We start from the raw sequence: 17,328 nt of genomic DNA on the forward strand, positions 1-17,328 counted from the left end.
TGTCCCGGCAGATTTCGCTGATGGAACAGGCCGCGGGGCATCCGCTGTTCGACCGGCTGGCGCGCGGCGTCGCACCGACCGCGGCCGGGCAGATCGTGATCCGCCACGCCGAAGCGGTGCTGGCCGAACTCGACAGCACCCGCGATCAACTGGATCGCCTGACCGCGGGACCGCCCGCGACCGTGCGTGTCGGCGCGTTCTCGACCGCGATGGCCGCACTGGTGCCGCGAGCGGTGGCAGCGACGTCGGCGCGGGTGCCGCTGCGCGAGGGCACCACTGCGCGCCTGCTCACCGCGGTGGCGCGCGGCCGGCTGGACCTGGCCGTCGTCACCGAGACCGGCACGCTCGCCGCCGATATGGAGGTGGAAGTGCTGCTCGACGATCCGCTGCTGGTCGCGGTGCCGTCGAACCACCGGCTGGCCGGGCGGATCAGTGCGGCTCCGGCGGAATTTCGTGACGAACGCTGGATCGCGGGCAGTACCGAGCGCGGCAGCACCCTGCTGGGCGCGTGGCGCGATTCCCGGCACGAACCCGATATCGCCTTCGTCGCGCGGGATTGGATCGCGAAACTGGGTCTGGTCGCGGCGGGTTCGGGCATCACCGTGGTGCCCGGTATCGCGGCGCCGGTGGTGCCCGCGAATATCGCGCTGGTCAGGATCGATCACCCGGCCGCGGTGCGTCCCACCCGGGTGGTGCGGATGGCACCGCGCGCAGCGACTCGGGGAGAACAGAGCACCGCTCCCTCGGCGGCGACCGATGCGTTCATCGAGGCGTTGCGCGATAGCGCGGCAGCCCTCACCAGCGAGATGCGGGGGCGGCTGCGCCCGAACCCCGCGGGTTCGCGAACGAACTCGCCGCCGTAGCCCGACCCGCGCTCGCCGCGCCGAAACCGTTGTCCTTCAACGGAATCGGTCGCGGTTGCGGTCGCACCAGTCGGCGAAGGTTCGGGGTGCGCGGCCGAGCAACCGCCGCACCGTATCGGTCCGCAGACCGACGGTGTCGGCGCGCATCAGCGTGAATCCCTCCAGGATCGCTGCCGCCAGGGCCGGTGGCGCCCCCTGGGGATAGCGGGAGCGGACGGCCTCCTCGGCGGTGGTGGCGGTTTCGACCGCGATCGGGCGGCCGATCGCGCCGGCCAGCACCGCGACCTGTTCTCCGATGGTGAAGGTCTGCTCGCCGGTGAGACAGTAGGTGGTGTCGTGCCCCGGCTCGGTGAGCGCGATCGCCGCGACCGCCGCGATATCGGCGGGGTCGATCGGCGCGTAGCGGCCGGGCCCGGACGGATCGAATACCGGCCGGCCGGCGCGGATATCGGCCGCCCACTCCAGCGCGTTGGTCATGAATCCCCCGGGGCGCAGGATCGTCGCGGAAATGCCGGAGCTACCGACGATCTCCTCTCGTTCGCGGTGCCAGCGCCCCATGGCCGGCATCGGATCGCCCAGCACGTTGTACGACGACACCAGCACCAGATGCCGGATACCGGCGTGCCGCGCCGCCGCCACCGCATGCCGCGCGGGCTCCACCGCCAGTCCCGGAACGAGCAGGAACAGCGAGTCGATCCCCTCGCACGCCGCCCGCAACGCCGCCGGGTCCGTCAGGTCGCCGACCACGCGTTCGGCGGCGGACGAAAGATCGGCGGCGCGCGCCGGGTCTCGGACGAACAAGCGCATCGCCGCACCCGTTCTGTCGAGTGCGGCCACAAGCTCTCGGCCGATATGTCCAGTCGCGCCGGTTACCAGTATCATTTCACTCCAATCGTTAGCCGCCTATCGATAAACATTAGGCGGCTAACGAAACCTCGTCAATCGACGATCTCCGAAGAGCGAACGCGGGCCGCGACACCTATCCGGTTCCCGGGGTGAATCGGTCCGCCGGTGACAGACCGGTCGTAGCGTGAGCGCATGCGCGCGCTCGTGTTCTCGATGTGGGCCTCGGTGGTGTTCGTGGTGGTCTCGCTGGCGTGGGGGCTGGCGGCGGGATCGCAGATGATCGTGTTCGACGGGTTGTATTCCCTTGTGGGCATCGCGCTTTCGGCGGTGTCGGTGGCGGCGCAGCGGACCGTCGCGAAGGGGGCAGACGCGTCGTATCCGTGGGGGCGCGAGACCTGGGAGCCGGTCGTCATCGTGGTGCGCTCGACCGCCCTGGGCGGACTGTGCGTCTACGGATCGGTGAACGCGGTGCGGGAGATCCTGCACGGCGGCCGGGCCGTCTCGGCCGTCTCCGCGCTGGCGTACGCGATCACCGCGTCACTGCTCAGTGTGCTGGTGGCGCTGGTGTTGTGGCGGGCCGGACGCTCCGGTTCGGGGCTGGTCCGGGCGGAGGCCGCCGAATGGGGCGGCGACGCCGCCTTCAGCCTGATCACCCTGGCCGGATTCGGCGCGGCGGTGGCATTGGAGGCCGCCGGCCGCGACGACATCGCACGCTACGTCGATCCCGCGCTGGTGATCATCGTGTCCCTGGCCTATCTCTGGATCCCGATCCGGCTGTTCCGCTCCGCTTTTCGCGAAATTCTCACCATGGCCGCCCCGCACTCGGTGGTCACCGACGTCGAGCGGCTGTGCGACCGGGTCCGCGCCGACCACGGCTTCGCCGCATCCTTCGTTCGCGCCTCCACCGTGGGTAGCCGCCTCGATCTGGAACTCGCCTTCGTTCTCGATCCCCGGACCCCCGAACGCACCGTCGAATCCTTCGACGCCATCCGCGCCGATATCGACGCCCAGCTGAATGCCCGGAACTACCAGCACTCGACGTCGGTGGTGTTCACCGCGGATCGCCGGTGGGTGGAGTGGGCGCGCTGAGCGGCTCGCATCCGGCGCAACCGCCCCGGTGCAGCGCCGATCATGCTGTCTCCTCGACGGTTTCGACGTACCGACGGAACGGGACGAGCGCCTCGTCGCCCAGATGCGGTCCCGAGACGGCGATCTCGGCATCACTGGCGGCGACAACCGCCGCGCAGCCGAGGGCGAACCGCGGATGCCCGCCGATGATCGCGCTGAAGTCGGCTTCCGCCGCGGCGAAGACGATGCGGGCGACACCGGCCCATACCAGCGCGGCACTGCACATCGGGCATGGTTCTCCACTGGCGTAGACGGTGGCGCCGGCCGCGGCGGGCCCCGCGGCCCCGAGTGCGGTGAGTTCCGCATGTGCGGTGACCACACCGGAGGTGGCGACCTCGTTGCGTCCCTCGGCGACGACCGTCCCGTCCGCGGCCACGAGTACGGCGCCGAACGGGCGGTTGCCCCGGCGGCCGGCCTCCTCGCCGAGGGCGATCGCCCGGCGCAGGTTCTCGCTGTCGTGGTTCATCGCTGTCCTCGCTTCGATCGGCTGCGCGGTGCTATCGCCAGCATGCCGAACAGGACCGATAGTGTCCAAGTCACCGTGCCCATCATCGCCATTGGCGCGACCTATAGTTGGCCGATGGAGTTGCGCCACATCCGGTATCTGCTGGCGGTCGCCGACCACGGCAACTTCACCCGCGCCGCGGAATCCCTGCACATCTCGCAGCCGACGCTGTCGCAGCAGATCAAACAGCTCGAGCGGGTGCTGGGCGTGGTACTGCTCGACCGCTCCGGCCGCACGGTCCGGCTGACCGATGCCGGGCAGGCGTATGCGCGCCATGCCCGGCTCGCACTGCGCGATCTGGAGGCCGGCGAACGCGCGGTGCACGACGTCCAGGATCTGTCCCGCGGCCATCTGCGGGTGGCGACGACGCCGACCTTCACCGCCTATCTGATCGGACCGCTCGTACACCGGTTCCGTTCCGAGCATCCGGGAATCAGCCTCACCCTTCGCGAGACGACCCAGGATGCGATCGAGGCGGATCTGCTCGCCGACCGGCTCGATCTCGGGATCGCCTTCGCCGGCGCGCACGCCGCGGGGGTCGAGCACACCGCACTGTTCACCGAGAAACTCGGCCTGGTCGTCGGCTCGGACCATCCGTTCGCCACTGCCGCGCAACCACTGCCGGCCGGGGCGCTGGCCGGCATCCCGCTGGGGCTGCTGAGTGCGGACTTCGCCACCCGCCTGCATATCGACCGATACTTCGACGAATGCGGTGTCGCTCCGGATATCGCGGTCGAGGCGAATTCGATCAGCGCACTGCTGGAATTCGTCCGGCGCGGATCGCTCGCCACGGTACTGCCGGATGCGATCACGCGGGCACATGCCGATCTGCACCCGATAGCCCTGGACCCTCCCCTGCCGATCCGCACGGTGGAGTTACTGCGCCGCCACACCGCCTACCACTCGGCCGCGGCCCGCGCGTTCACCAGCGCGATCCACGCGACCGCGCAAGATTATTGATCGCATCTATAGTTGCGATCCGATACAAGTATTGGACCCTATAGCTACTGGTCATGCAGGCTGGTCTCATGCATGACCTCACCACCGGCGTCACGCACTTCCGCGACGCCGTCTTCCCCGCCAAGGCGGAGTTGTTCGCCCAGCTCACCACCACGCATACGCCCGGCACCCTGTTCATCGGGTGCTCCGACGCACGTGTCGTGCCCGAACTGATCACCAGCAGCGAACCCGGTGAGCTGTTCGTCGTGCGCACCGCCGGCAATCTCGTCCCCGCGTACGGGCCGGGCGCCGACGGCGTGGCGGCCAGTATCGAATACGCCGTCGCGGTGCTGGGCGTCGAACGCATCGTGGTGTGCGGGCACTCCGGCTGCGGGGCGATGACGGCGCTGGCCGAACGCCACGATCTCAGCGCGATGCCGACCGTCGCCGCCTGGCTCCGGCATGCCGATGCCGCCGCGGCCCGCCCGGGCTCGGAGGCGATCGCGTCGTTGATTCGCGCGAATGTCGTTGCTCAGCAAGCGAATCTGGCCACCCACCCGGCGGTGGCGCGCGCGTTGTCGACCGGCGCCGTCACCGTCGCAGGCTGGGTCTTCGATATCGGCACCGGCACCGTCACGGTGATCGATCCGGCCGGATCCGACCGGACCCTCGCCGCCTGAAACCCCCTGTGCCGCCGTGCGATACGGCGGACCGAAGAAAGGAAAACCCTATGGTGCACGCACAATTCGATCCGGCCGCCCGCCAAGCGCTGGCCGTGACGGCGGTCGAGGCCAAGATCGCCAAGGATCTCACCTGGCAGCAGATCGCCGACGCCGCCGGCTATTCGACGGCCTTCGTGACCGCGGCGATCCTCGGGCAGCACCCTTTGCCGAAACAGTCCGCGGAGGCCGTGGCCGAGCTGCTAGGGCTGGGCGACGAGGCGGCGGCGCTGCTGCAGACCATCCCGACCCGCGGGTCGATTCCGGGTGGTGTGCCGACGGATCCGACGATCTACCGCTTCTACGAAATGCTGCAGGTGTACGGCACCACGCTCAAGGCGCTGGTCCACGAGCAGTTCGGCGACGGCATCATCAGCGCCATCAACTTCAAGCTCGACGTGCGCAAGGTGCCCGATCCGGAGGGCGGCGAACGCGCCGTGATCACGCTGGACGGCAAGTACCTGCCCACCAAGCCCTTCTGAGCACCCACTTATCGAACTCGACTCAACAAGGAGTGCAATGGATTTCGCACAACGCACCATCGATCTGGCCCGCCGCAACGTCGAGGAGGGCGGCCGGCCGTTCGCGACGGTCATCGTCAAGGACGGGGAAATTCTCGCCGAAAGCCCCAACTTGGTCGCGCAGACCGCCGACCCGACCGCACACGCGGAGATCCTCGCGATCCGCCAGGCCTGCACCGCCCTCGGCACCGAACATCTGGCCGGAACCACGATCTACATCCTCGCCCTGCCCTGCCCGATGTGCCTGGGCGCGCTGTACTACTGCTCCCCCGACGAGGTCGTCTTCCTCACCACCCGCGAGGCCTACGCTCCGCACTACGTCGACGACCGGAAGTACTTCGAGCTGAACACCTTCTACGACGAATTCGCACAACCGTGGGATCAGCGCCGCCTGCCGATGCGCCACGAACCTCGCGCCGATGCGGTCGACGTCTACCGCCGCTGGCAGGAACGCAACAACGGCGAGCGCCGGGTGGCGGGAGCGCCGACGGCCGAGTGAATCAGTGCGGCCGCGGTACGGGCGGTGCGAACTCGGGGATCTCCCACATCGCCTGGCCGACGGCGAGCACGCCGCGGGCGGGAAGGGCGACATCGCCGATGCGCGGGTTCGTGTCCAGGCGGGTGGGACGTCCGAGATCGCGGCCGTCGAGGGTCGCCGCCGACCGCGCGACGAAATACATCTGCTGGGGCATGAGCGTTCCCGTGTGACCGCTGGGCATGACGCCGGTCATCGGGAGCCGGCCCAAACCCAGTGCGGCAGCGGCTTTCTCCCGGGCGCGGACCAGCGGACGCCACCGCCAGGTGATCAGCGGCATGCGCTTCCCGGCGGCGTTGAGCGCGCGCAGCGCCGGCGTGTCGTATGCGGTCAGGGTCCATTCCAGAGCCGGCCGGTCGACGGTGACCCGCAGCGAGGCCGGACCGGTCCATGCCACGGTGATCGTGGCGAATCCGGTGTAGGTGCAGGCCGGGCCGTAGTAGCGAGGGCAGGCGGTCTCGAGCCGGTCGCCGTCGACGAAGATCGACCAGCGGCCTTCCGGATCGCGGTGCCACACCGTGACGTAGGGGCCGAAGTCGTTCTCGGGGAAGACCCGGAGGGCGAGCACGTGGCCGCTGTCGAACGGAAGGCCGAAAACGCCCCAGCCCTTGACGTATTCGTGGTCCGGCCACGGCGCGCGGCCCCGCCGCCGCGGTAGATCGCTCAACCGGGATGCCAGATCGAGTGTGGCTGTCGACATTGCGAAACCTCGATTCGTGCGTCGTTCGTCCTACGAACGCTAGGCGCGACGCGGGTCCCTGTCGTCGGGTGTTCTCCCGACAAATGCCGGTCAACCTGCGACGGGAATGGCACGCTCCACGATCGTGCGCACCAGTTCCGCGGCGCGCCGCTCGTCGAAAATGCCGGGGAGCGTGAGCCGTTCGAGGATGAGCCAGTTCAAGGCGAGGTACAGCAGCACCACGGCGTCCTCATCGCCGGGCAACTGCGACTCCCGGAAGTTGGCGATGTTGAAGTCCAGGTCCGCGCGGACTCGCTCGGTCAGCAGCGCCTGCAGTTCGGGACGGCGGGTGGCCTCCAGCCGCAGTTCGAGAATCGCGAGATAGCCGGTGCGGAAATGGAAGACGCGCTCGACCACCTCGGTCATGAGTTCGGTCATGCTCTCGCGGGTCTGCGGTCCGCGCGATTTCGCCATCGCTTCCTCGCTCGGGATCAGCCGCTCGTAATAGCGGTTGCCGACCTGAACGAGCAGCGCGTCCCGGTTGGGGAAGTAGTTGGACGCCGTTCCCGCCGGGACTCCCGCCTCCTGGTCCACCGCCCGGAAGGTCAGTCCGCGGGCCCCCTCCCGGGCCAGAACCTCGATCGACGCGTCCAGCAGAGCCTGCCGGCGTTCCGGATTCGTGCGCACCACTTGACACCACTCCATCTGTAGTACTACGGTTCAAAACACTTCGATCAGAGTACTACACCTGAGGCGGTACCGATATGCGAAAGCAACGCAGCACCTTCCCGGCCCAGGCCGATCAGCGACGCTTCGTCACGCGTCCCGTGCCTCCGCGCACGGTCACCCAGTCCAAGGGCGGCTGGCCCCGGCACGGCAGGCACGGGGCGCGGTAACGCACGACAGTGCCAGGTGTCCGAATCGTTCGACCGGCCGTAAACGGCCGGGATGGGAGTGGAATGTATACCGATGTGATCATCGTGGGCGCGGGCCCCACCGGCCTGATGCTGGCCGCCGAACTGCGGTCGGCCGGCGTCCGGCCGCTGGTGCTGGAACGGCATCCGCGCCCTCGCGACACTCCGAAGGCCGGCGGGCTCGGTGGGCAGATTCTCGAATTGTTGCGCTACCGGGGTCTGCTGGACCGCTTCGAATCGGCCTGCACCGATCCGATTCCGGCACCGCGGTTCCCGTTCGGCGGTGTCCATGTCGACCTGACCTCCCTCGCCGAATCTCCGCTGCACGCCTTGCCGCTGCCGCAACAGCAGCTCGAGCGGCTACTCGGCGAACGCGCCGGTGAACTCGGCGTCGACATCCGGCGCGGACACCGGGTGCTGGACGTGACGCAGGACGCCGACGCGGTCACCGCGCAGGTGCAGGGTCCGGACGGGACATACCGGGTGACCGCCCGCTACCTGGTGGGCTGCGACGGCGCCCGCAGCGGGGTCCGGGACATGGCGGGAATCCCGTTCCCCGGCACCGTCTATCCGGAGGTCAACCGGCTGGCCCAGATCACGGTGCCCGATTCGGTGACCCGGCTGGACAACGGCGACCTCGACGTCGACGGCGTCGGGATCATCCGGGCGGGTTTCACGCGCACCGACCGCGGGCTGTTCGGGCTGGGCGTCTCGCCCACCTCGGAGATGCTGTCGGTCTACACGACCGAGGACGAGGCGGTCGAGTACGACGACGACATGCCGATGACCGTGGCCGAGCTTCGGGACAGCATTCACCGCGTGCTCGGCGCGGAACTTCCTGTGGCGCAGACATATCGGCTGTCCCGTTTCACCTTCGAGGCCCGGCAGGCCGAACGCTACCGCGACGGCCGGATCCTGCTCGCCGGCGACGCGGCCCATCTGTTCCCGGCCACGGGCGTGGCCCTCAACGCCGGCATGCTCGACGCGGTCAATCTGGCCTGGAAGCTGGCCGCCGACGTTCAGGGCTGGGCGCCGGACGGACTGCTGGACACCTATCACGACGAACGGTATTTCGCGGGGGCGCGGACCATGCTGCACACCCGTGCGCAGGTGGCGCTGCGGCGTGGGCACGACCCGGCAGCCGAAGCGCTGCGAACGGTCTTTCAGGAGCTGCTCACCGACGACCAGCCCCTGCGGCGCATGGGCGCGCTCATCGCCGGCGCCGACATCCGCTACGAACTGCCCAACCCGAACGGTCACGCCTTGACCGGTACCTTCGCGCCGAACCTGGCCCTGCGCCCCGGCGAAGGCAGCACCGGCGAGGGCAGCACCGCACTGCTGCCGGACACGCGGCCCGTCCTGCTCGATCTGGCCGATCGGCCGGAACTGCGCGCGGCGGCACGAGAATGGAAGCACCGCATCGAGATTCGTACCGTCGAGACCGCCGATCGGCCCGCCGACGCCCTCCTCATCCGCCCGGATGCGCACATCGCCTGGGCGGCGGCCGTCGGCGAACCCGCGGACACCGCCGGATCCGGCCTGCGGACAGCGCTGAGGTCGTGGTTCGGCGCGCCCGTGGAACCCGGCATCCCGGCCGGGGCGGCGCGTCCCTGAGCCGGGACTACTCAGTCGGCGGCCAGGGTGTCCAGCAGGCCGTGCTGCACGGCGTAGAGGGTGGCGGTCGACCGGGTGGACGATCCGGTCTTGACGTAGATGCGTTCGATATGGGTGCCCGCGGTCTTCGGCGTGATACCGAGCGCGCGGGCGACCTCGCGCGTCGAGGCGCCGCGGGCGATCAGGACGAGGACTTCCATTTCGCGGGGTGTGAGGCCGTCGGGCCCGGAGCGGCGCTTGCCGCGGGGCCGCCCGGCCGCGTCGAGGACCGCGTCGACCGCCCCCGCGTCGAGCCGCCCGGCGCGGACCTCGTCGCGCAGCTCGGCGACAATTCGCTTGGGCGGCAGGGCCTCTCGATAGGCGCGTGGCTCGGATACCGCTCGATAGGTATCGGCCGCGGCCAGTATGCGTGCCGCGACGGGAATCGCCGGGGCGGTCAGTCCGCGATGCGCTCCGGAACCGTCGAGGCGCTCGTAGACGAGGGCCGCGAGCGCCCCGATGCGCGACAGCGCGGCCGGGCGCGACAGCACCCGCTCGGTGTAGTACGAGTTCATCCGCAGTCGTTCGCGTTCGGTCACGGTGAGCGGCCCCGGCTTGTCCAGAATCGTGGCCGGGACGCCGTGCAATCCGATGTCGTGCACCAACGCCGCGCGGCGCACCAGGGTGATGTCGGCGTCGGGAAGCCCGGCCGCGGCCGCGGCACGGGCGGCCAGATCGGCGACACCACGGGAATGCCCGGCGCGATAGGGCGAGCGCAGATCGGTGAAGTCGGCGACCACCTCGAGCGCCGAATCCAGTTCCGCGTTGGTCAGATTGCGCCGTAGCGCCGGATCGGCGGCGATGAGTTCGCCGTAGTCCGGTTCGGCGTCCCCGTCGGCGAGCAACTCGCGCGCCGAGGCGCAGAACGCGTCCACCACGGCGGGATCGAAGTGGGTGCCGCGCCGGGAGCGCGCGGCATCGACCGCGGCGTCGATACCGGCCTCGCGATGCAGAACCTCGACGACGTCGGCGAGATGGAACAGCCGCATGCCGAGCCCGATGCGATCCCCGCCGATCCCACCCGGCACGCCCTTGCCGTCCCAGCGCGCGAAGAACTGCCGCAGCGAATCACCTACGGCGGGATCGAGCCCGAGCCGGTCCGCCATCGTCGATGTGGTGAGGCAGTGCGCCATCAGCCCCCGCTCGATATCGCGACCGCCTTGCGCCGCGATCTTCACCGTCTTGCGCACCCGCTGGGTGAGCGGTCCGGAGGACCCGGCGTGGCCGAGGAAGAAGACGGCGCCGTTCACACCGCGCAGATCCACCTTGTAGCTGTCGGCGCGAAAGGCGATGTCGTCACCGAACCATGCGGCCACCTCGGGTGCGTCGGCCACGCACCCGGCCCACGCCAGCACGGCGGTGTAGAACAGATCGGAGCGTTCCCCAGGGTCGAGTCCGAGTCGCTCGCCGAGGCGCGAAGCCAACCGCCACGATCGCAGCACATGCGCCATCGGCTGCCCCAGGCCGAGATCCATCGCGAACGAGAACGCGGCCAGCAGGGCGGCCAGCGAAACACCCGCATCCCGAGCGTCGCGCGTCATGGTGCGAGCATAGGCCGCGATCGCCGCCTCCGGACCGGCTCCGGCACGGCGCGAGCGAGGCGCTTCCTCGCGACACCGGACCGACGAAAAACGGTCCCGGAACCAGTGGTTCCGGGACCGCACTCCCTAGTAGCGGGGACAGGATTTGAACCTGCGACCTCTGGGTTATGAGCCCAGCGAGCTACCGAGCTGCTCCACCCCGCGTCGGTATGTCCAACCCTACGCAACCGTGCGGAGAAAACCAAAACGCCTGGTGAAAGGCGTGGATCGTCGTTCCGTCGAATTGTCTTTTCAGGGCGCACCGGCGGCCGGAGGCGTGTCGCCCGGACTACCGACCTCGCTCAGTAGTCGACCAATTCGATGGCGTTGGCGGCCTCGGCCAGCGGTTTGGTGATCGGCCGCAGCGCCAGGCCTTTCCACGGCAGGTGTCGCAGCAGGCGCAACATCGTGGTTTGCATGCGGATGGCCCGAGTGCTGCCCGCCACCATGCCGGTTGCGTTGTTCCAGCCGAGGGTGAGGTTACGTTCGACATACCCACCCGCCCTGCGTCGGTAGGCGTCGAATCCGGCCTCGTGCGCCCCGGCCGCCGATTTCAGTTCTCCCGCCAGCACATACGCACCGACAAGGGCCATGCTGGTGCCCTGTCCCGACAGCGGTGACGGGCAGTACGCAGCGTCTCCGACGAGCGCCACTCGACGATCCGCCCAATTCTCGAGATGGATCTGACTGACCGAATCGAAGTAGAAGTCGGGTGAATCGGCCATCGCACGCACCAGCGTCGAAGTCTCCCAGCCGCCGTCGGCGAACGCTTCGGCGACCACCCTGCGCTGCGCGGCGACGTCTCGGCGGTCCGGCAGCTGTCCGGGCGCGGGGAAGATGAACTGCGCTTTGGCCGTGCTTTCGTGGGTGCTGTACATCTGGACGATCCGGCCGGGAGTCGGGTGGAGCAGCTCCCAGTGATCAAGATTCAGATAGTTCGGCACCGTGATCACGCACGCCATGGTCCCGGTGTGCCGCACGAACTCGTCCTCGGGCCCGAAGGCGAGGCGACGCACCGTCGAATGCAGGCCATCCGCGCCGATGACCAGGTCGAACATCTGAGGTTCGGCGTGCCGGAAGCGGACCGCTACGCCGTTGTCGTATTGCGTGAGGTCGGTGATCGAATCGCCGAAGCGGTACTCCACATCGCCCTTCGTGGCATCGAAAAGGATGCGGGCCAGATCGCCGCGCAGGACCTCGTCGTCACCCGGATTGCGCAGCCCGATCAAATCGGCGTCCAGGGTAGCCAGCGGCTTACCGGCAGCGTTCACCCATGCGCCGCCGCGAATGTCGGTGGAGGCGCGGCGAATCTCGTCGAGCAGACCCATCCGCCGGATCACCTCCATAGCCGCACCACGTATGTCGACCTTGTAGCCGCCCTCACGCAGTGCCGGCGCCTGCTCCACGACGGTTACGGTGAATCCGTACCGTGCGAGCCAGTAGGCCAGGGCGGGGCCGGCGATGCTCGCACCGGAGATCAGAACGGTTTTGTTGGCCAATGGCGATGTCGAAGTCATGAACAAAGCCTCGCCGGAACCGCTCACCAACCACGCACCGTCGGCTCACCGCCGCTCACCGAGCAGATCGAGAAGCCGGTCGTCGGAGGTTTCGGCACCGCGGCGCCGGGCCGCCCGCAGCCGGTCCTCGCCCAGACTCGCGCCGCATTCCGCCGCGATCCCGGCCAGTTCCGTGGCGCCCGAGGCGGATACGCCACGCAGGTGCTCGGCCACCCCGACCAGCTCGGCGGCGCGTTCGACATCCCCGGTCCGTACCGCGGTCTCCGCGATGCCCGCGACCGCATCGGCTGCTACCGGTCGATGCCCTACCGACCACGCCACCTCGAAAGCGACGCGGTGGAACGAAACGGCTTGCCCAGCATCACCTTCCGAGCACGCGATGCGGCCCAGACCGATGAGGGACCGCGCCCGTGCCTCGGCCGCGGCCACCGTCCCTTCCGGACATATCGTCAGAGCCCGGTGGTAGCAGTCCCGGGCCTGCTCGTGATCTCCCGCGCCCCTGGCCAGATCCGCGAGCCCGCGAATCGCATTCGCGCGCAGATCGCGCGCACCGGCCACGCAGGCCAGCCGTTCCGCCTCCCGGTAGGACTCGCACGCGAGTTCGTTCGACCCCGCGAGGCAGGCGAGTACATCACCGCGGCGGTTGAGCAGGTCGGCGTTGTCGGCAACCGTATTCAGCTCGGTGACCATGGCGACGGCCTCGTCGAGATAATCGAGGGCGGTGTCGAATTCGCCGCGCAGAGTCGCGATGGTGGCGAGTTTGTCGAGGGTCGAGCCGATAGCCCAGCGATCGCCGGCGGCGCGGAAACCTTCCACGGCGGTACGGAATTCGGGCTCGGCGGCGAGCGGGTCGCCGTCCATCAGCAGGCGCAGGCCGGCGCCGAGACCAGCGAAGGCCTGCGACCACCGGTCCGGTCCGAATCGCGGGTCGCCGTCGAGAAACCCGCCCGCCAGCGCGAGCAGCAATACCACGAACGGTCGGCGCAGCGGACCGTCTACCGTGGTCAGAGCGGTTGCCGCGGTTTCGATCTCCGGTATCGGCCGGGCGCCGGCACGGGCGGCCACCGCGACGCATAAGGCATATTCCTCGGGATCCGCGGCCGAATCGGCCGACGCCAGCACACCGCGCACCGGCTCGGCGGCGTTCTCGAGCCGCCCGCTGAGCCACCAGTACCACGCCGCGGCAGCTGTCAGTCGCAGTGCCAGGGTCGGCATCGACCGCGCCGACCAGGCCAGCGCCGCTTGCAGATTGGCGTTCTCGGCATCCAGCCGAGCGAGCCAATCCAGCTGTTGCGCACCCCGCAGCAACGGATCGGCGCGTTCGGCGAATTCTGCGAAGTACCGAGCGTGGGCACCACACAGCGCGTCACCTTCCCCCGCTTCGATCGCGCGCTCCAGCGCGAACTCCCGGATCGTCTCCAGCATGCGGTAGCGGCCCCCGCCGAATTCCAGCAGCGACTTCTCGACCAGTGCCGGAAGCAGTTCATCGGCGTCGTCCATCTCGCAGACGCGCCGCACCGCCGTCATGGTCGCACCACCGGCGAACACGGTGAACCGTTGGGCGAGTAGCCGTTCGGCCGGATCGAGCAGTTCCCAGCTCCAGTCGACGACGGCGCGAAGCGTGCGGTGCCGCGGCGCCGCAGTGCGCTCACCACGGCCCAGCAGCCGGAATCGGTCGCCCAGCCGCGCATCGATCTCGTCCAGACTCAGCGAGCGCAACCGGGCAGCCGCCAATTCGATCGCCAGCGGCAGTCCGTCCAGTCGTGCGCAGATCCGCCGGACCGCGCCGATGGTTCCGGCGTCGAGGACGAAATCCGGGCAGGCGGCGACGGCGCGGTCAGCGAACAACCGGACTGCCGGCCCGGACAGTTGTCCGGGCGCGTCGGCTTCGGCCACCGCCAGCTGTCCGAGCGGAAACACCTTTTCGCCCGTGATCCGCAGGGCCTCGCGACTGGTGGCCAGCACGCGGAGTTCAGGGCAGGCGCGCAACAGGTGATGGACCACGTCGGCGACCTCGGCGATCACGTGTTCACAGTTGTCGAAGATGACCAGCATCGGCCGGTCGGCCAGGATGGCGGCCACGCGATTCTCGGGTTCGACGGTGTGCGGGCCCGCGGTACGGCCGCCGAGGGCGTCGGCGACGGCTCCGATCACTGGGGCGCCGACAGCAAGCGGGGTCAGGTCGACGAAGCATGTCTCACCCGATTCGCGACGGCCTGCCTCTACGGCCAGCCTCGTCTTCCCGGTCCCGCCCGGTCCGACCACCGTCACCAGCCGCGTCGACGCGAGTAGCCGAAGCAGTCGAGCCAGTTCCTCGTCGCGGCCCACGAAGCTGGTGAGTTGCGCGGGCACGGGGGTTGTGCCGGAGCTCGGAAAAGAACGCGCCCGCAGGATGGCGAGGTGCGCCTCGGCCAGTTCCGGAGAGGGATCGGCGCCGAGTTCCTCTGCCAGCAGGCGCCGGCCCTCCTCGAACACTTCCAACGCGGCGGCCTGGCGCCCGGTGGCATACAAACCGTGCATGAGCAAAGCCCGCGCGCGTTCACGCAGCGGATGCGTGGCAAGCAGGTCGGGCAGCTCCGACGCGACAGCATGGTGGTCGCCCAGAGCCAGCGCGGCCTCGGCGCGATCTTCGACGGCCGCGCAGCGCTGATCGTCGAGCCGAGCGGCCCACGCCGGCGCGAACGGCGCGTCCAGCACATCGGCCAGCGCCGGACCACGCCACAGTCTCAGCGCCGCGTCGAGGGTGGTGACAACCCCGGCGAAATCCTTGTCGCGCAACGACTCTCGCCCCTGCTCGGCCAGACGTCGGAACCGATGCGCGTCGACGGCGGCCGCATCGACAGCGAGCCGATACCCGGCAGCCGACGATTCGACGGCCACACCACCCGCGCGCAACGCCCGTCGCAACCGCGACACCTGGGACTGCAGCGCGTGCGCCGCATCCCCCGGCGGGTTTTCCCCGTAGAGACCATCGATCAACCGATCCCTGCCGATGGTTTGTCCGGCCTCCAACGCGAGCAGAGCCAGCAACGACCGCACCTGCGGTCCCCCGACCGCGACCGGAGTCCCGTCCTCATGATGCACCGCGACCGAGCCGAGAATTCCGAACCGCACGATCTGGAGTATGCCCTGCGATGAATCCGGTGAGCACCGCACTGCGCCTGCCGGACACCGCCCGCGTCATGTTCGATCGCCTGATTTCGAACGGGTACCGAAATTCGTGGCACGCCTGAAGCCAGGCCCGGTACGACGGCGGTCCATCGGCGCACGGTGATCGCAACGATGGAGCTCGCCCGCCGCGGGACGCCACACTGTCCGGGTGACGACGACGAACCTGCATCCCGTGCGCGGCCGTTACCGCGATCCGGAGCTGACCTCGCTGGCGCGGACCAATTCGGTGATCGAGTTGCAGCTCGCGCACCGGTCGGTGCGCGCCTTCCTCGACGAGCCCGTGGGTGAGGAGGAGTTGACCGCGATCGTCGCGGCGGCGCAGTCGGCGTCGACCTCGTCGAATCTGCAGGCGTGGAGCGTCGTCGCGGTGCGGGATCCGGCGCGCCGCGATCGACTGGCGACGCTGGCGGGCGATCAGGATTTCATCCGCCGCGCACCGCTGTTCCTGGTGTGGCTGGCCGATCTGGGCCGGATCGCCCGGCTCGCGGCGGCCCGCCGGGCGACGGTCGACGCGACCGAATACCTCGAGTCCACGATTCTCGGTTTCGTGGATACGTCCCTCGCGGCACAGAACGCGGTGATCGCGGCCGAATCACTGGGCCTGGGCACGGTTTTCGTGGGCGGTATCCGCAACAACCCCGACGGCGTCGCCGCCGAGCTGAATCTGCCGGACCGGGTGTTCGCCGCCTTCGGGCTGGCGGTCGGTGTGCCCGATCCCGCCGAATCCGCCGGTGTGAAACCGCGGCTGCCGCAACGCGCGGTCCTGCACCACGACGTCTACGACGCCGCCGGGGATGCCGTGATCGACGATTACGACGCGAGGCTGTCCGAGTACAACGCCGAACACGGTCGCTCGATCGGCTGGATCACCACCGTTCTCCAGCGCCTCGCCGACCGCGACAGTCTCAAAGGCAGGCACCGCCTGCGAGAACATCTACGGCGTCAGGGTTTTCCGTCGGTGTAGGCTTTCGGCCCGTGGGTAATAGCTGGCTGCGTCGTCTGTCCCCCGCTCCGGAGAACGGATCGCACACGGTGGTCTGCTTTCCCCATGCCGGCGGATCCGCCATCTCGTACGGGCTGTTGGCCAAACGCCTCGGATCGGAATACGACGTCGTCGCCGTGCAATATCCCGGGCGGCAGGACCGACGGCGCGAGCCGCTCATCGACAGCATTTCCGATCTCGTCGACGGCCTGTTCACCGAATTGACCGAGACGCTCGCCGGCGTATCGCATTTCTCCCTGTTCGGCCACAGCATGGGATCGGCGGTGGCATTCGAAACCTGCCGGCGCCTCGAACGGGACACCGACGCGCGGGCGGCGGTACTGTTCGCCTCGGGCCGCCGTGCCCCCTCGCAACAGGGCATCGAGGTGATGCACACGCTGGGCGACCGCGCGCTGGCCGATCATCTCCTGAACTACGGCGGCACCCCGGCGGCGCTGCTCGAGGATCCGGAAATGCGCGACATGATTCTGGCGGTCACCAGAAACGACTACCGGGCCATCGAAACCTACGTCTGTGCCCCGGAGGCGACCGTCGAATGTCCCATCGTCGCACTGGCCGGTGATCGCGACGCCGATGCGCGTCTCGCCGATATCGAGGGCTGGGGCTCGCACACCACCGGAAATTTCCTCGCCCGCACATTTCCCGGCGGTCACTTCTTTCTCGACGCCAATGGTGATGCGGTGGCGCAGTTGATTTCCCAGCACAGTTCGCGAGCGCTGTCGAATTAGGCGAGAACGACCGGGCGAGCGTATTCG

General features: G+C 69.1%; 16 protein-coding genes and 1 tRNA gene. 9 read left to right on the forward strand and 8 right to left on the reverse strand.

The window, feature by feature from the left end; genetic code table 11:
- A partial coding sequence (locus RJ03_RS18980) for a LysR substrate-binding domain-containing protein (RefSeq protein ID WP_051024867.1) occupies positions 1 to 863 on the forward strand: 863 nt, incomplete at its 5' end.
- A 36-nt stretch (positions 864 to 899) separates the two neighbouring features.
- Here the strand turns inward: RJ03_RS18980 and RJ03_RS18985 are convergent.
- Positions 900 to 1,745 (reverse strand): SDR family oxidoreductase, encoded by an 846-nt coding sequence (locus tag RJ03_RS18985; protein ID WP_036504313.1) that lies wholly within the window; start codon positions 1,743 to 1,745, stop codon positions 900 to 902.
- A gap of 156 nt (positions 1,746 to 1,901) precedes the next feature.
- Between RJ03_RS18985 and RJ03_RS18990 the strand changes: the two genes are divergently transcribed.
- Positions 1,902 to 2,798: a cation diffusion facilitator family transporter gene (locus RJ03_RS18990; RefSeq protein WP_036504316.1), complete on the forward strand. Its 897-nt coding sequence runs from the start codon at positions 1,902 to 1,904 to the stop codon at positions 2,796 to 2,798.
- A 40-nt stretch (positions 2,799 to 2,838) separates the two neighbouring features.
- On the opposite strand, the gene RJ03_RS18995 is transcribed toward RJ03_RS18990, so the two are convergent.
- Positions 2,839 to 3,303, reverse strand: coding sequence for a nucleoside deaminase (locus tag RJ03_RS18995; RefSeq protein WP_036504318.1), 465 nt, complete (start codon positions 3,301 to 3,303; stop codon positions 2,839 to 2,841).
- A gap of 114 nt (positions 3,304 to 3,417) precedes the next feature.
- Here RJ03_RS18995 and cynR point away from each other — a divergent pair, with 114 nt between their 5' ends.
- The 4 genes from cynR (at position 3,418) to RJ03_RS19015 (ending at position 6,020) form a co-directional block, all read left to right on the forward strand.
- Positions 3,418 to 4,302 (forward strand): transcriptional regulator CynR, encoded by an 885-nt coding sequence (gene cynR, locus RJ03_RS19000; RefSeq protein WP_036504319.1) that lies wholly within the window; start codon positions 3,418 to 3,420, stop codon positions 4,300 to 4,302.
- Between the two features lie 68 nt (positions 4,303 to 4,370).
- Positions 4,371 to 4,961 carry a carbonic anhydrase gene (locus RJ03_RS19005; RefSeq protein WP_036504347.1) on the forward strand — a complete coding sequence of 197 codons (591 nt, stop codon included), beginning with the start codon at positions 4,371 to 4,373 and terminating at the stop codon, positions 4,959 to 4,961.
- Between the two features lie 50 nt (positions 4,962 to 5,011).
- Positions 5,012 to 5,482 (forward strand): cyanase, encoded by a 471-nt coding sequence (gene cynS, locus RJ03_RS19010; RefSeq protein WP_036504321.1) that lies wholly within the window; start codon positions 5,012 to 5,014, stop codon positions 5,480 to 5,482.
- Positions 5,483 to 5,519: 37 nt separating this feature from the next.
- Positions 5,520 to 6,020, forward strand: a complete 501-nt coding sequence (locus RJ03_RS19015) for a nucleoside deaminase (protein ID WP_036504322.1) — start codon at positions 5,520 to 5,522, stop codon at positions 6,018 to 6,020.
- Between the two features lies 1 nt (position 6,021).
- Here the strand turns inward: RJ03_RS19015 and RJ03_RS19020 are convergent, their stop codons facing one another.
- Together RJ03_RS19020 and RJ03_RS19025 are read right to left on the reverse strand one after the other, a co-directional pair.
- Positions 6,022 to 6,756, reverse strand: a complete 735-nt coding sequence (locus RJ03_RS19020) for a hypothetical protein (protein ID WP_218000980.1) — start codon at positions 6,754 to 6,756, stop codon at positions 6,022 to 6,024.
- Positions 6,757 to 6,846: 90 nt separating this feature from the next.
- Positions 6,847 to 7,425, reverse strand: coding sequence for a TetR/AcrR family transcriptional regulator (locus RJ03_RS19025; RefSeq protein ID WP_036504349.1), 579 nt, complete (start codon positions 7,423 to 7,425; stop codon positions 6,847 to 6,849).
- 269 nt (positions 7,426 to 7,694) lie between these two features.
- Between RJ03_RS19025 and RJ03_RS19030 the strand changes: the two genes are divergently transcribed.
- Positions 7,695 to 9,263, forward strand: a complete 1,569-nt coding sequence (locus RJ03_RS19030) for an FAD-dependent monooxygenase (protein ID WP_051024868.1) — start codon at positions 7,695 to 7,697, stop codon at positions 9,261 to 9,263.
- An 11-nt stretch (positions 9,264 to 9,274) separates the two neighbouring features.
- Here RJ03_RS19030 and RJ03_RS19035 read toward each other — a convergent pair whose 3' ends face one another.
- From RJ03_RS19035 to RJ03_RS19050, 4 genes are all read right to left on the reverse strand, one after another.
- Positions 9,275 to 10,843 carry an HD domain-containing phosphohydrolase gene (locus RJ03_RS19035; RefSeq protein ID WP_036504324.1) on the reverse strand — a complete coding sequence of 523 codons (1,569 nt, stop codon included), beginning with the start codon at positions 10,841 to 10,843 and terminating at the stop codon, positions 9,275 to 9,277.
- Positions 10,844 to 10,973: 130 nt separating this feature from the next.
- Positions 10,974 to 11,047, reverse strand: a tRNA-Met gene (locus RJ03_RS19040).
- A 137-nt stretch (positions 11,048 to 11,184) separates the two neighbouring features.
- Positions 11,185 to 12,399 carry an FAD-dependent monooxygenase gene (locus RJ03_RS19045; RefSeq protein ID WP_036504351.1) on the reverse strand — a complete coding sequence of 405 codons (1,215 nt, stop codon included), beginning with the start codon at positions 12,397 to 12,399 and terminating at the stop codon, positions 11,185 to 11,187.
- A 45-nt stretch (positions 12,400 to 12,444) separates the two neighbouring features.
- The gene (locus RJ03_RS19050; RefSeq protein ID WP_036504325.1) at positions 12,445 to 15,513 is read right to left on the reverse strand and encodes an AfsR/SARP family transcriptional regulator; all 3,069 of its coding nucleotides are present in this window, start codon (positions 15,511 to 15,513) and stop codon (positions 12,445 to 12,447) included.
- Positions 15,514 to 15,718: 205 nt separating this feature from the next.
- Here RJ03_RS19050 and RJ03_RS19055 point away from each other — a divergent pair, with 205 nt between their 5' ends.
- Entirely contained in the window at positions 15,719 to 16,534 is an 816-nt protein-coding gene (locus RJ03_RS19055) for an NADPH-dependent oxidoreductase (RefSeq protein ID WP_373281713.1), read from the forward strand.
- Positions 16,535 to 16,545: 11 nt separating this feature from the next.
- Complete coding sequence (locus tag RJ03_RS19060; RefSeq protein WP_036504326.1) at positions 16,546 to 17,301, forward strand: thioesterase II family protein; 756 nt, start codon at positions 16,546 to 16,548, stop codon at positions 17,299 to 17,301.
- Positions 17,302 to 17,328 lie beyond the last annotated feature (27 nt).

This window comes from Nocardia aobensis NBRC 100429 (assembly GCF_000308375.1).
GTDB lineage: Bacteria > Actinomycetota > Actinomycetes > Mycobacteriales > Mycobacteriaceae > Nocardia > Nocardia aobensis.